The organism is Burkholderia contaminans, from assembly GCF_029633825.1.
In the GTDB taxonomy this organism is placed as follows: Bacteria; Pseudomonadota; Gammaproteobacteria; order Burkholderiales; family Burkholderiaceae; genus Burkholderia; species Burkholderia contaminans.
Map to the genome: position 1 here is coordinate 2,913,862 of NZ_CP090641.1, position 14,367 is coordinate 2,928,228.

12 protein-coding genes and 1 pseudogene are annotated in these 14,367 nt (G+C 69.9%); 6 read left to right on the plus strand and 7 right to left on the minus strand.

Annotated elements, in window-relative coordinates; all coding sequences use genetic code 11:
• The first annotated feature begins 225 nt into the window (after positions 1-225).
• Positions 226-672 (plus strand): MarR family winged helix-turn-helix transcriptional regulator, encoded by a 447-nt coding sequence (locus LXE91_RS30755; RefSeq protein ID WP_039370146.1) that lies wholly within the window; start codon positions 226-228, stop codon positions 670-672.
• 63 nt (positions 673-735) lie between these two features.
• Here LXE91_RS30755 and LXE91_RS30760 read toward each other — a convergent pair whose 3' ends face one another.
• The 5 genes from LXE91_RS30760 to LXE91_RS30780 form a co-directional block, all read right to left on the minus strand.
• A complete protein-coding gene (locus tag LXE91_RS30760) occupies positions 736-3,021 on the minus strand; it encodes a xanthine dehydrogenase family protein molybdopterin-binding subunit (protein ID WP_039370142.1) in 2,286 nt (761 codons plus the stop codon).
• A gap of 219 nt (positions 3,022-3,240) precedes the next feature.
• A complete protein-coding gene (locus LXE91_RS30765) occupies positions 3,241-3,894 on the minus strand; it encodes an isochorismatase family protein (protein ID WP_039370139.1) in 654 nt (217 codons plus the stop codon).
• A gap of 19 nt (positions 3,895-3,913) precedes the next feature.
• A complete protein-coding gene (locus tag LXE91_RS30770; RefSeq protein ID WP_039370136.1) occupies positions 3,914-4,954 on the minus strand; it encodes a 2,5-dihydroxypyridine 5,6-dioxygenase NicX family protein in 1,041 nt (346 codons plus the stop codon).
• A gap of 47 nt (positions 4,955-5,001) precedes the next feature.
• Positions 5,002-5,832, minus strand: coding sequence for an alpha/beta fold hydrolase (locus LXE91_RS30775; RefSeq protein ID WP_039370135.1), 831 nt, complete (start codon positions 5,830-5,832; stop codon positions 5,002-5,004).
• A 27-nt stretch (positions 5,833-5,859) separates the two neighbouring features.
• Positions 5,860-6,612 carry a maleate cis-trans isomerase family protein gene (locus LXE91_RS30780; RefSeq protein ID WP_039370131.1) on the minus strand — a complete coding sequence of 251 codons (753 nt, stop codon included), beginning with the start codon at positions 6,610-6,612 and terminating at the stop codon, positions 5,860-5,862.
• A 298-nt stretch (positions 6,613-6,910) separates the two neighbouring features.
• On the opposite strand from LXE91_RS30780, the gene LXE91_RS30785 reads away from it, so the two are divergent.
• The 5 genes and pseudogenes from LXE91_RS30785 to LXE91_RS30800 all read left to right on the plus strand — a co-directional run bounded on the left by LXE91_RS30785 (position 6,911) and on the right by LXE91_RS30800 (position 11,705).
• A complete protein-coding gene (locus tag LXE91_RS30785) occupies positions 6,911-8,068 on the plus strand; it encodes an FAD-dependent monooxygenase (RefSeq protein ID WP_039370128.1) in 1,158 nt (385 codons plus the stop codon).
• Between the two features lie 142 nt (positions 8,069-8,210).
• Positions 8,211-8,714 (plus strand): (2Fe-2S)-binding protein, encoded by a 504-nt coding sequence (locus LXE91_RS30790; RefSeq protein WP_039370125.1) that lies wholly within the window; start codon positions 8,211-8,213, stop codon positions 8,712-8,714.
• On the plus strand, positions 8,704-9,567 hold the full coding sequence (locus LXE91_RS43800) for a hypothetical protein (RefSeq protein WP_423191625.1): 864 nt from the start codon (positions 8,704-8,706) through the stop codon (positions 9,565-9,567). Before LXE91_RS30790 ends, LXE91_RS43800 begins: the two co-directional genes overlap by 11 nt.
• 65 nt (positions 9,568-9,632) lie before the next feature.
• A pseudogene (locus LXE91_RS43805) lies at positions 9,633-11,116 on the plus strand (c-type cytochrome); the annotation flags it as partial.
• 256 nt (positions 11,117-11,372) lie between these two features.
• Entirely contained in the window at positions 11,373-11,705 is a 333-nt protein-coding gene (locus tag LXE91_RS30800; RefSeq protein ID WP_039357398.1) for a hypothetical protein, read from the plus strand.
• 119 nt (positions 11,706-11,824) lie between these two features.
• On the opposite strand, the gene mmsB is transcribed toward LXE91_RS30800, so the two are convergent.
• Positions 11,825-12,715 carry a 3-hydroxyisobutyrate dehydrogenase gene (mmsB, locus tag LXE91_RS30805; protein ID WP_039357328.1) on the minus strand — a complete coding sequence of 297 codons (891 nt, stop codon included), beginning with the start codon at positions 12,713-12,715 and terminating at the stop codon, positions 11,825-11,827.
• A 16-nt stretch (positions 12,716-12,731) separates the two neighbouring features.
• Positions 12,732-14,258, minus strand: a complete 1,527-nt coding sequence (locus tag LXE91_RS30810; RefSeq protein ID WP_039357325.1) for a CoA-acylating methylmalonate-semialdehyde dehydrogenase — start codon at positions 14,256-14,258, stop codon at positions 12,732-12,734.
• Between the last annotated feature and the right edge of the window lie 109 nt (positions 14,259-14,367).

The window sequence follows — 14,367 nt, forward strand, 5'->3', positions numbered from 1 at the left end:
CGCAAGCACGTGCGCGGCAGCAGGTCGAACGCGCATGGCTCGCCGTCTCGGCGGCATTCGCGGCCGGCAATGCGCAGCCGTCGGGCGATCGTCAGGCGCGCTGCGCGCCGGCGGCCGCGAATCCTGATGCACCGCAATGAAGCGGCAACCCGGCTGAGGGCCGGGTCGAATTGAGGGTGTACACTGCTTGCCTTTCCATTACACGTGGCGCGGGCCTGCACTTTCATGGCGTCTTCCAAGGATTCCTACGACTTTCACGACCAGGTCGGGCACCTGCTGCGCCGCGCGTATCAGCGGCACGTGTCGATCTTCCAGGAGGCGATCCCCGATTCGGATCTCACGGCCGCGCAGTTCGTCACGCTGTGTGCGGTCAAGGAGCGCCAGGGGTGCTCGCTGAACGACATCGTCAAGGCGACCGCGATCGACCAGGCGACGATTCGCGGCGTGGTCGACCGGCTGAAGGCGCGCGCGCTGATCGAGGTGCTGCCCGATCCGAACGACGGCCGCAAGCTGATCGTGCGCGCAACCGCGACCGGCCTCGCGCTGATCGACCGCACGGTGCCGTTCGCGCGGCAGGTGACGGAGCGCACGTATGGCGCGCTCAATCCGGGCGAGCGGGTCGCGCTGCAGTTCCTGCTGCGCAAGATGATGGAAGAGGAAGGCGACGCGTGATGCGCGTCGCTCGCGGGGAGGGGGAGCCGCTCCGCCTGGCCCCCGCGACGCAGCCCGCGACTTCTAAGCCGTGCCGGTTGCCACCTGCACGCCACCGCCATCGGCCTTCATCAACCGGCCTGCGTCGCGTAACGCCGCCCGGACCGTCTCCGGCGTAAACGGCGGCGCGTAGAACCGCACACCGGTCGCATCGAACAACGCGTTCGCGACGGCGGCCGGGCCCGGCACCGACGCCGATTCTCCCGCGCCGAGCGGCGGCTCGCCTTGCCTCGGCATCAGCACGACGTCGACGTCCGGCACTTCCGCGAAGGTCAGGATCGGATAGCTCGCCCATTCGCGCGACGCGACCTTGCCGTCGGCGAAGCGCACGCGCTCCTTCAGCGTGCGGCTCAATACCTGGATCACGTTGCCGTGGATCTGGTGGCGCACGCCATCGGGGTTGATCATCGTGCCCGTATCCTGGCCGACCGTGACGCGTTCGATGCGGATCTCGCCCGACACGCGATCGACGCTCAGGTCGACGATCCATGCCGACCACGCCGCGCCGAAGCCGGGGAAGCGGCTGTGCACGTAGCGTGCATAGGCGATCCCGCGGCCGCGCACGAGCCGCGACGTAGCGGGATCATGCGGCGCGCCTGGCACGCGCGGCGTCCAGCCCGCGCGGTCGGCCACGGCCTGCAGCAGTTCGGTCGCGCGCGTGTCCCGCAGGTGGCGCAGCCGGAACGCGAGCGGGTCGACGCCGGTCAGCGCCGCGCATTCGTCGACGAATGCATCGTGCGCGAACGAGTTCGGCAGCGCCGACACGCCGCGCAGCCACGATGCGCGCACCAGCGGCGCGAGATCCTCGCAGACGAAGCGGCGATGCGGGCTCGCGTACGGCGACACGGCCGTGCGGTCGCCCATCTCGAACACGCGCGGCTCGGGCGCGATCGTGCCGGTCAGCAGCGCCGCGAGCAGCGGCGCGTCGTTCGACGGGTAGCGCGTCGTGAAGTCGTAGCCGAGCAGGCGGCCGTCGCGCGTGACGGTGCCGCTCACCTGCATCGACTGGCCCGCGCCTTTCGGTTCCCACAGATGTTCGTCCGCGCGCGACAGCTGCACGCGCACCGGGCGGCCGACCGCGCGCGACAGCAGCAGCGCGTCGCCGCATACGTCGTCCGCGCCATTGCGGCCGTAGCAGCCGGCCGCTTCCATCCGCACCACGTCGAAATCGGCTTCGTCGCGCGCAACGAGCGTCGCGAGGTCATGGCGCAGCGACACGGGATTCTGCGTGCCGGACCACACGGTGATCCGGCCGTTGCCCGGTTCGCGATAGTCGGCGAGCGCGCATGACGGGCCGATCGAGCCGTGCATCTGGAACGGCCACGCATAGGTGCGCGACAGCGTGATCGTGTCGGGCTGCGCGCGCGCCGCATCGACGTCGCCTTCGTCGAGCAGCACGCGGCGTTTGGCCGGCGCGGCGGCGATCGCGGCAGCCGGTTCGTCGAGCGGCGGCAGCGCGGGGAGCGGCCGCCATGTCACGCGCAGCTGGCGCGCCGCGCGGATCGCGTGTTCCTCGCGCTCGGCCACCACGCCGACGAAATCGCCGATGGCAACGACGGCCACGAGCCCCGGCACGTCGGCCACCGATGCGCGATCGACGTCGATCAGGGAATCACCGACGAACGAACCGCTGTCATGCCCCGCATAGGGCGGCCGCACGACACGGCCGTGCAGCATGCCCGGCACGCGCATGTCGTGCACGAACGTGAGCTGGCCGGTTGCCTTCGCGGGCAGGTCGACGCGCGGCGACGACCTGCCGACGATCCGGTATAGGGCGGGATCTTTCGTGCGGGTGTTCAGGTCCAGCGTCAGCGCGATCCGGCGTGCGGCGACGAGCGTGGCGAACGTGGCCGTTTGCCCGTTCGCCGAGATCGTCGCGTCGTCGATCTGCAGTTGCGCCGCGTCGACATTGAACCGCTCGGCGGCAAGCGCCAGCAGCGCATGGCGCGCCTGCGCGGCCGCACAGCGCAGCGGCGTCGCGGAAATCTGGATCGTCGCGCTCGCGATGGTCGGGCCCTGGTTCGGTGTCGCGGCCGTGTCGCCGAGCACCATCGTCACGCGCGCGGCCGGTACATCGAGTTCCTCGGCGACGATCTGCGCGAGCGACGTGCGGATGCCGGTGCCGAGATCGACGTGGCCGTTGAACGCGAGGATGCGGCCGTCGTCGAGGATCGCGACGAACACTTCCGGCAGCGCCGGCACGTAGGACGACAGGCTGCCCGGCTGGCCGGGCGCCGGCTTGACGGGCGGCGCGGGCGGCCGGATCACGGTAAGACAGCCGTTGCGCGCGATCAGGTCGGAGCGATTCACGGATGAAGGGTCCTGTCGAGGGAGAGGCGGCGCGCGGCCGGATGCGGCGTACGCGGAGTGAGGCGGCCGGCGGCCCGGGCGTCCCGTTCGCGGTGTGCGCCGAGCGCCATGACGGTGACCGTCGCGAGCGCGCGCGTTCCCAATCTAGGCCGCCAAAAGCGCAGCGTCAATCGCACGGGCGGGCGCCCGCCAGTCATGCCGCCGGCCCGCCGCGACGATTCAGCGTGCGCGTGCCTGCACCGCGTCGATTGCCGCGATCGCATCGTCGAGCGGCATCACCGCCGCGTATTTCTGCTGCATGTCGAACAGGTTCGCGTCGTGCGGCGCGATCGCGCGATCGCCGACACAGTCCGCGAGCACGAGCGGGCGGAACCCGTGCGACATCGCGTCGACGACGCTCGCGCGCACGCAGCCGCTCGTCACGGCGCCCGCGACGAGCAGCGTCTGCACCGCGCGCTGCGCGAGCCACGGCGCCAGCTGCGTGCCGAAGAACGCCGACGGCACGGTCTTGCGCACGACGAGTTCGCCCGGCGCGGGCGTGAGTTCGGGCACGATCGCGCTGTTCGGGTGGTGCTCGGTCAGCGTCGCCATGCCGGGCACCTTCAGCGAGAACACGTTGTCGTCGCTGCCGTCGTCCGCATACACGATGCGGCTGTGCGCGACGGGCCAGCCGCGTTCGCGCGCCAGCGCGAGTGCGTGCGTCGTGCGCGCGATTGCCGGCGCGATGTTGCCGCCGCCGAACGTCGCGGGATCGGCGAAGCCGACCACGAAATCGACGATCAGCAGGCCGATGTTGCCGTGCGGCGGCAACGGCGTGCCGAAACCCTGCTGGCGGTAGACGTTCGCTTCGGCGTGGCGGGAAAGGTCGTTCATGATGTCGGTCGCTCGTCGGTCAGGCGGGTTGGTCGGTCACGCGGCCGTCGCGCACGACGGTCGCGCCGTCGAGTTCGACCGTGCAGCGGCGCAGCGGGATGTCGATGTGGCAGGTGGTCGTGCGGTTGCCGCCGCCTTCGTTGTTCGGGCCGAGCGAGAACAGGAAGTTGCCCTCGAACGCGCGCGCGTCCATCCCGATCGTCGCCTCGCGGTCGTACAGCCCGAGCGTCGACCAGCGCGCACGCGGCTGCAACCCCCAGCCGATATGCGAGATCGCATAGCCTTCCGGGTCGGCGAAGGTCTCCATGTAGTCGCGCAGCAGATCGGCGTCGACGCCGCCTTCGATGCGCGTCGCATAGCCGGCTTCGACCGTCAGCGCGATCGGCTCGCGCACGTAGTGCTTCTGCGGCAGCAGGATGTCGCCGCGATCGATCACGATCGTGCCGCGCGCGGTGCGGTCGTTCGGGTAGGTCAGCGCGAAGCCGCTCGGCCAGTGGTCCCAGCGGCCCGGCGCGTCGACGAAGCCGTATTCGGCCGTTGGCGGGAACTCGCCGAGCGGGCACACGAGCGCGGTGCCGGCCGCGGAGGTCACGCGCATCTCGCGGGCGGCGGCGATCCGTTTCGCCGCGGCGAGCACGCGCGTGCGGTCGGCCGGCGTCGGCACCATCCGCACGAGCACTTCGGGCGGCTCGACCGCGAGCAGGATTTTCGTGCCGGACTTCAGGATCTCGTGCTGCTCGGGCGAGAACAGCAGCGTCATCAGGTCGAGCACGAGGTCGCTCTCGCGCAGCGCGGCGATCGCGGCCTTGTTGCCGGTCAGCGGCGTCGTGCCGAGATACGCGAGCGGATCGCGGCTGAACGCCTTGTCGCCGTTCACCGGCGGCAGGTCGAGGCGGTTGACGATCGCGCCCATCGCTTGCGTCGCGATCAGCGCGCACGACAGCGTCTGCGGATGAGTGGCCGCGCTCGTCAGGATCGTGACGGTCTGGCCCGGTTCGAGGCGCGACAGCGTGAGGACTTGCTTCCACGCGTCGATCAGTTGGGAATCGCTGACTGGCATCGTCGGCTCCGGTAAAGGCGTGAAGGAAAGGGGCGGGCGCCGCGCGATCAGGCTGCGAGCGGCGCGCCGAGGAAGTCGCCGAACGCCGCGTAGAAGCCCGGTGCGTTGTCCCACGGAATCATGTGGCCGGCGCCGGGCACGCGCACGTGCCGCATCGACGGTGTCGCGCGCTGCAGTTCGGCGACGTCGTCGTCGCGCACCACGTCGCCGCGTTCGGCCGTGATCAGCAGCGACGGCACGGCCAGTTGCGCGGCGTCCGCGTGGAAATCGTCGGCATGAAAGCCTTCGTACGACGCGCGCACCGCGCGCTCGTCGCAGGTATGCAGCCATTCGGCGCGCAACTGCAGCTCGGCGTCCGTCCAGGTCGGGCAGAACGCGCGCATGCCTTCGGCGTCGGTGCCGGCGCGCGCGAGCGCCATCGAGTCGATGTACCACGGCAGCTTGCCCGGATAGTCGCGGCGGTTCGGGCCCGACACGGGCGGATCGACGAGCACGACCGATTCGAGCCCGTGGATGCCGCGGCGCGCGGCGCGCGCGGCGATCCGCGCGCCCATCGAATGGCCGACGAGGCTGGTGCGCGGCAGGCCGAGCGCGGTGACGAGCGCCGCGATGTCGTCGGCCTGCGCATCGAGGCTGTAGTCGAGCGACGGCGACGCGTCGGACAGCCCGCGGCCGCGCACGTCGAGCACGTAGGTATCGAACGCCGCGCCGAATACTTCGCCGACGAAACCCCACGTGATCGCGGGGCTCGTGATGCCGGGAATCAGCACGATCGCCGGGCGCGACGCGCGTGCGCCGGTCGCGCCGCCGTAGCGCAGGTAGTGCTGGCGGATACCGTTCGCGCGGATGTTCGCGCCATACAGGAAAGTCGAGGGCATGAAGGGACTCCGTCGAAAGGGCCGCGCTCAGTACGCGCCGGACAGCAGCGCGCCGGCGCCGGGCACGATCGGCTCGAGGTCGAGCTCGCGCAGCATCGCGTAGGTCGTCGCGATCGCGGCCGTGATCACGGGCTTGCCCGTCATCGCCTCGACCTTCGCGACGGCCGGCAGCGACGGCATCTGCACGCAGGCGGACAGCACGATCGCATCGGCGTCCTGGTAAGGCAGCGTCTTCACGATGTCGGGCAGGCGCGCCGGATCGTGGCGGCCGACGTCGAGGTTGTCGGGGATCTCCAGCGCGCGGTACGCGAGCACGTCGAAGCCTTCGTTGCGGATGTAGTCGACCACGAGTTCGGTCAGCGGCAGCATGTACGGCGCGACGACGACGATCCGCTTCGCGCCGATCACCTTCAGTGCGTCGACGAGCGCGCCTGCACTCGTCAGCACGGGCGCCTGCGCGCCGTTGTCCGCCGTGTGCTTCGTCAGGCGTGCCTGCGACACACGGTGGTAGCCGTGCCCCATCGCCATGATCGCGACCAGGCACGCGTAGCCGAGCACGTCGACGCGTGCATCGCTCAGTTCCACCGCGCAGCGGTCGGATTCGGCATCCATTGCCGCGAGTTCTTCCTTGACGACCTTCTTCATCCGCATCCGGCTCGAGTGGTACGTGAAGCGCTCGGGGCGGATCGTTTCGCGCAGCCGCAGCATCGCGGGAATCTCGGTTTCCATCGTCGTGTTGGAACTCGGCACGATCTGGCCGATGCGGTAGGTCTTGCTCATGACGGGGAGGCTCCGTGTCGGTAAGAGTGGGCGGCACGCTGGCGCGGGATCGCCGGATGTCGAGCAAAGTCTAGTGTGTACATTTGAAAATGGCAATGAATCAAAATGATCTCAATCGAGCGTCGGCCGCTTTGTGGTGCGTATATTCGATGAATTATTGGTATTTTCCCGAATGTCGGCATGGCCGGCAATAATCCTCTTGTTCTGAATAAATTGAGTGTGTACGCTACATAAACGCCATTCAATCCGCCCGTTCTCGTGCCGCATTCGGCGACGGGCCCACGATCAGGAGATCCGCATGAGCACACCCCGTATCGCAATCATCGGCGCCGGTCTCGGCGGCACGGCCGCCGCGGCGCTGCTTCAGCGCGGCGGCTACGACGTCGCGCTGTACGAGCAGGCGCCGGCGTTCTCGCGCCTCGGCGCGGGCATCCACCTCGGCCCGAACGTGATGAAGATCATGCGGCGCATCGGTTGCGAGGACGCGCTGGAGACGATGGGTTCGCATCCGGATTTCTGGTACAGCCGCGACTGGCAGACGGCCGACGTACTCGCGCAGATCCCGCTCGGCGACTACGCGCGCAAGGCCTACGGCGCGCGCTACCTGACCGTGCATCGCGGTGATTTCCATGCATTGATGACGCAGGCGGTGACGCCCGGCACGATCCGCTTCGGCAAGCGGCTCGCAGCGGTGGAGGACACCGGCGACGCGGTGCGCCTGACGTTCGCCGACGGCAGCGTCGAGACGGCCGACATCGTGATCGGCGCGGACGGCGTGAATTCGCGGATCCGCGAGCACCTGCTCGGCGCGGAACCGCCGCGCTATACGGGCTACGTCGCGCACCGCGCGGTGTTCCCGGCGTCGCTGCTCGGCAACAAGCCGTACGACATGTGCGTGAAGTGGTGGTCGGAGGATCGCCACATGATGGTCTACTACGTGACCGAGAAGCGCGACGAGTATTACTACGTGACCGGCGTGCCGCAGGCCGAATGGCCCGAGGGCGTGTCGATGGTCGACAGCAGCCGCGATGAAATGCGCGAGGCGTTCGCGGGTTTCCATGCCGACATCCAGCACCTGATCGACGTGTCGCCGTCGATCACCAAGTGGCCGCTGCTCGAACGCGATCCGCTGCCGTTGTGGAGCCGCGGCCGCCTCGTGCTGCTCGGCGACGCGTGCCATCCGATGAAGCCGCACATGGCGCAGGGCGCGGCGATGGCGATCGAGGATGCCGCGATGCTCGCGCGCTGCCTCGATGAAGTCGGCGTCGGCGACTACGCGGGCGCATTCGCGTTGTACGAGGCGAATCGTGCGGCGCGCGCGTCGAAGGTGCAGCTCGTGTCGCACAACAACACGTGGCTGCGCACGAACGAGGATCCGGCGTGGGTGTTCGGCTACGACGTGTTCGACGTGCCGCTCGTCTCGCCGTCGCGCGACAGCGTCGCGGCCGTGGCCTGACGCGTACGCGGTGCCCGCGCCGTCCGGCGCTTCGCCGTCGCGTGCGCCGCTGCGTCGGTACGCGTGTTTTCGGCGTGTTATATGTCAGGCGCGCCGGCGGCAGTGCCCGCTGCCGGTCGCTCGCCGCATTCCGGATCCATTCATGTCCCATCCCGCTTCTCCGTCGCGGCCGCTGGCGTTTCGCGTGAACGGCACGCCGCACACCTTCGCCGAGGCCGCGCCCGACGCGCCGCTGCTGCTGGTCCTGCGCAACGACTGCGCGCTCAACGGCCCAAAGTACGGCTGCGGGCTCGGGCAGTGCGGCGCGTGCACGGTGCTGGTCGACGGGCAGGCGACGCGTTCGTGCGTCGTGCCGGCCGCCGCCGCGAGCGGGCGCGACGTCACGACGCTGGAAGGGCTCGGGTCGCGCGACGCGCCGCATCCGATCCAGCGCGCGTTCATCGACGAGCAGGCCGCGCAGTGCGGCTATTGCCTGAACGGGATGATCATGAGCACGAAGGCGCTGCTCGACCGCCATCCCGCACCGGACGACGCGGCGATTCGCGATGCGTTGCGCTTCAATCTTTGCCGCTGCGGCACGCACCTGGAGATCATCCGGGCCGTGCATCGCGCGGCACGCTATCTGCGAGGCGGCGATGAAGCCTGACGCAGGCTTGCCCGTTGCACCGGAGCGCGTGGCGGGCCCCGCGCCGCGCGATGAAGTCGGCACCGATGCATTGCGTGCGCACCACGCGCGCTACACCTGGCCGATCGGCGATGCGCATGCGGACGCGCAGGTATCGCTCGACGTCGAAACGCGGACTGCGTCCGACGGGCGGATGACGACCTGGCGCTATCGCGCGCGGGCGACCACGGACGATCGTCCCGCGCCGCACGGTGCGAAGACGGAACGTGCGGATACCGGCCCGACCGAGCCGTTCGTCTACCGGCACGCGCAGACGTCGATCGAACTCGCCGAATCCGGTCACACGATTCCCTGGCATGCGCACGTGTTCGCGCGCGAATCCTTCGTCGACGAACTCGCGGGCGCGTTGCGGCGCGATCCGGTTGCGTTGCGCCTGCAGCATCTCGATGCGGCGCGGGACGCCGGGCCGCGCGAGATTATCCGGATGGTCAGTGAGCGCGCTGCGTGGGGCGCGCCGGCCGCGGTCGGCCCGGCTGCCCATGCGCGCCTGAGCGGGCGCGGCTTCGCTTTCGATGGTGCCGCAGCGTCTTCCCGCAACCCGCCGTCGACCGCCGACGCGATGCGCGACGGCGATGCGCGCTGGTCCGCATGGGTCGTCGATCTCGATGTCGACCGCGCGACGGGCGACGTCGCGGTGCGGCGCGTCGTGGCCGGGCAGGGTGCCGGCGCACCGGGCGACGCGTCGATGGCCGGCTTGCCCGCATGGCAGATCGAGGCGGCGATTTCGCGCGTAATGGGCGCGCGCCTGTCCGCGCGGCCCGCGCCCGACGAAACCGGCCGGGGGCGCAGCCGGATGCGATCGCGCATGAACTGATTGCGCTCGACGGCACGGCCCATCGCGCGCACGGCGAGCTGTCGGTGCACGACGCGCGCCGGATCGAGCAGGCGGCGGCGCCCGCGGCGGCGGCGATCGCGAACGCCCTGTACGACGCGACGGGCGTGCGGTTTCGCGCACCGCCGTTCGACGCCGGGCGCATTCGCGCGGCGCTCGCGCAACCGGTGCCGGCCGATTCCGCCGAAGCGGGGCGCAGCGACCCGCGTCGCGCATCGCGCTGGCGCCGCTGGCTGGCCGGCGGCGGCGTGGGCGCGGTGGTCGGCGGGCTGATCGGCCTCGCCTGCGCGATCCTGCTCGCCCCGCGTCGATCGCACCCGTTGCGCCCGGCGGCGCGGACGGCGCGATGTGGAGCGCGGCGACGCTCGAGCGCGGCCGCCCGGTTGCCCTCGCCGGCGATTGCGCGGTGTGCCACACGGCGCCCGGCGGCGCGACCAACGCGGGCGGGCTCGCGCTCGATACGCCGTTCGGCACGATCCATACGACGAACCTCACGCCTGATCCGGAAACCGGCATCGGCACGTGGTCGTATCCGGCGTTCGCACGCGCGATGCGCGAAGGCATCTCGCGCGACGGCACGCACCTGTACCCGGCGTTCCCGTACACGGCGTTCGCGAAGCTGAGCGAGCCCGACCTGCTCGCGCTCTATGCGTACCTGATGTCGCAGCCGCCGGTGAAACATGTGCCGCCGAAGACGAAGCTGCCGTTCCCGCTCGACCAGCGGCGCCTCGTCGCCGGCTGGAACTGGCTGTTTCACGATGCGCGGCCGTTCGCGCCGGACCCGGCGCGCTCCGCGATGTGGAATCGCGGCAAGTATCTGGTCGACGGCGCCGGGCATTGCGGCGCGTGCCATACGCCGCGCAACGCGCTGGGGGCGGAGAAGGGCGGTTTGGCGTACCTGTCGGGCGGCGAGGCCGAGGGTTGGGTCGCGCCGCCGCTCGTCGGGTCGCCGGCTTCGCCGGTGCCGTGGACCGAGGGCGCGCTGTTCGATTACCTGCGCACGGGCTTCTCTGCGCAGCATGGCGTCGCAGCCGGGCCGATGGCGCCCGTCGTCGCGGGGCTCGCGTCGCTGCCCGAGGCCGACGTCCGGGCGATCGCGCACTATCTCGCGTCGCTGTCGCCGCCCGTCGACGCAGCGGCCGCCGCCGATGCGGCCGCCCGGCAGGTGCGCGGCGCGGAAGCCGTTGCGACGCTCGGCCTCGAAAACGGCCGCCGGGCGTTCGACGCCGCGTGTGCGGTCTGTCATGCGGAATCGGGCGGCGTCGGGCATTTCGGCGTACGTCCGCTGATGGGGCTCAACACGAGCGTCAGCCAGGCCGCGCCGGACAACCTGCTGCGCGTGCTGCATCACGGGATCGACCAGCCGGCGACCGGCGAACTCGGCTACATGCCGGGCTTCGGCGACGCATTCGACGACCGGCAGATGGCCGAGCTGGCAGCGTATATCCGCGCGCGCTACGCGCCGGGGCGGCCGGCGTGGCGGAACCTGGCGGAAGCGTCGGCCAGGATCCGGCAGGCAGCCGCGCACTGATCGGCCGCCAGGCAACGGGCTGCGGGAGGCGGGAGGCGGGAGGCGGGAGGCGGGAGGCGGGAGGCGGGCCGACCGGGCAAAACTACCCGTTGGCGCGATCTGGCCCGGAATGGGGCGGAAATATTGCCCCATTTTCATCATCGTTTAACCATTCGAAACAATGTGTTCACCGAAAGGGGCATGATCTCCGGCGATCGAGCGGGCATAATGGCGCCTATGTTGCTCAATGCGCGTCGAACGGCGCGCGCCTGCCCCCATGTCCACTCCAGTTTCCTTTCGAACCTTGCGATGGTTGACCGTCGCGGCTGCCGTATGCTTGCTCGCCGCGTGTTCGACCGCTTCCGACGTGACCGCGACGTCGAACCCGAACGTGTATACCGTGACGACGCGCACGGTCGGCGTGTCGACGACGTGGGCCGATGCCCATACGAAGGCCGTCGACGAGGCCACCAACTACTGCACGCAGCGCGGCATGCGCGCGAGCATGAAGCAGGAATCGCTGACCAGCGGCAGCCGTGTCGGCGCTCGCTCGGAACTCGCGTTCGAGTGCCATCCGACCTTCGAGACGGCGTCGAACCCGCGCGGTTGACCGACCGGCGGCGTTGACGCACCGCCTCTGCCGCACGTTTTCCTTCCCCCGCATGCAAAACGACCCGCGAGGCCGTTCAGGCGCATCGCGGGTCGGCGCACGTCCGGTGCAGGCGGCGGTTACGCCGGCTGCGCCTCGTACAGCTTCACGCACGCGGAGAAGTCGAGCGTGCCGAGCCCCTGCTGGCTCATCGACTGATAGAGCTGCTGCGCAAGCGCGCCCATCCACACCGGCTGGTGGGCGCTGCGCGCCGCTTCGGTCGCGAGCCCGAGATCCTTCAGCATCAGGTTCGCCGCGAACCCGCCCGCGTAGCCGCGCGCGGCCGGCGCGGTGTCGCTCACGCCCGGATACGGGTTGTACGTGTCCGAGCTCCAGCAGCGGCCGGTCGACGTATTGATGATGCCGGCCAGCACGGCCGGATCGATTCCGAGCGCCGCGCCGAGCGCCATCGCTTCCGATACGCCCATCATCGAGATCCCGAGCAACAGGTTGTTGCAGATCTTCGCGATCTGCCCGGTGCCCGTGCCGCCGCACTGCACGACGTTCTTGCCCATGTCGAGCAGCACCGGGCGGATGCGCTCGAACAGCGCGGCGTCCGCGCCGACCATGAAGGTCAGCGTGCCGGCCTGCGCACCGCCGGTGCCGCCCGACACGGGCGCGTCGGCGAGCGGGAAGCCGCGTTGCGCGGCGGCGTCGGCCACCGCGCGCACGGTGCCCGGATCGATCGTGCTGCAGTCGATCAGCGCAGCGCCGGCGCGTGTGCCGGCCAGCACGCCGTCATCGCCGAGATAGACCGCGCGTACGTGCTGCGCGGCCGGCAGCATCGTGATCACGATGGCGCCGCGCGCTGCCGCTTCGCGCGGCGAGCCGGCGGCCGTCGCGCCGGCGCGCACTGCGACGTCGACCGCGTGCGCGTCGAGGTCGAACACCGTCAGTGCGTGGCCGGCTTTCAGCAGGTTGGCGGCCATCGGGCCGCCCATGTTGCCGAGTCCGATGAATGCAATTTCCATGGTCAGGCTCCGTGGGTCAGCGCAGCGCGATCGTCGTGTTCACGCCACCGGCGGTCGCGTCGTCGTCGAACCAGCGCGCGGTGACCGTCTTGGTCTGCGTATAGAACTGCACGACCTGCTTGCCGTACGGGCCGAGATCGCCGAGCTTCGAGCCGCGCGAGCCGGTGAAGCTGAAGTAGGGCACCGGCACCGGGATCGGGATGTTGATGCCGACCTGGCCGATGTCGATCTCGCTCTGGAACTTGCGTGCGGCCGCGCCGCTCTGCGTGAACAGGCCGACGCCGTTGCCCATCGGGTTGCGGTTGACGAGCGCGATCGCTTCATCGAGCGTGTCGGCTTCGAGCACGACCACCACCGGCCCGAAGATTTCTTCCGTGTAGATCGACATGTCGGTCGTCACGCCCGAGAAGATCGTCGGGCCGACGAAGTTGCCCTGCTCGTAGCCGGGCACCTTCACGTTGCGGCCGTCGAGTTCGAGCTTCGCGCCGGCTTTCACGCCTTCGTCGATCAGCGCGGTGATGCGCGCATGCGCGGCCTTCGACACGACCGGGCCGACATCGGTACCCGGCTCGTGGCCCGCGTTGATCTTCAGCGCCTTCGCCTTCTCGACGAGTTCAGGCAACCAGTCGCGAGCCTTGCCGACCAGCACGACGACCGACGTCGCCATGCAGCGCTGGCCGGCTGCGCCGAAGCCCGCGCCGACGAGCGCGTTGATCGACTGCTCGCGGTGCGCATCGGGCAGCACGACCGCGTGGTTCTTCGCGCCCATCATCGACTGCACGCGCTTGCCGTGCTGGCTGCCGAGGTTGTACACGTGCGTGCCGACGCGCGTCGAGCCGACGAACGAGATCGCCTTGATGTCCGGGTGCGTGCAGAGCCGGTCGACCACCGTCTTGCCGCCGTGCACGACGTTCAGTACACCTTGCGGCACGCCAGCCTCGATCGCGAGTTCGACGAGCTGCATCGTCGACAGCGGGTCCTGCTCCGACGGCTTCAGCACGAACGTGTTGCCGCACACGATCGCCATCGGGAACATCCACAGCGGGATCATGCCGGGGAAGTTGAACGGCGTGATGCCCGCGCACACGCCGATCGGCTGGCGCAGCGTGTAGGTATCGACACCGCCCGCGACGTTCTCCGCGAATTCGCCTTGCTGCAGCGTGCCGATCGAGCACGCGTGCTCGACCACTTCGAGGCCGCGGAAGATGTCGCCCTGCGCGTCGGGCAGCGTCTTGCCTTGCTCGGCCGTCAACGTGTGCGCGATCCGTTCGAGATTGCGGCGCACGAGATCCTGGAATTTCAGCATGATGCGCAGCCGCGCGCCGATCGGCGTCGTCTTCCACGTCTGGAACGCGCGCTGCGCGGACGCGATCGCGGCATCGACCTCGTCGAGCGTCGCAAACGGCACGCGGCCGATCACTTCCTGCGTCGCCGGGTTGACGATGTCGCCCCATTCGGCGCTTTGCGATTCGACGAACGCGCCGTCGATCAGCAGCTTGGCGGTGGGCAGGGCGAGGGTGGTCTGGGGAACTGCGGCGTTCATGGATGTCTCCGTAAAGCGGTGTGACGACGAAAAGGGTGTCTGCTTCCGCCGCGCATGGATGCGCGGCGGGTAGCAGGCCGAACTGAAATCGATCGAATGCAGGCCGGCG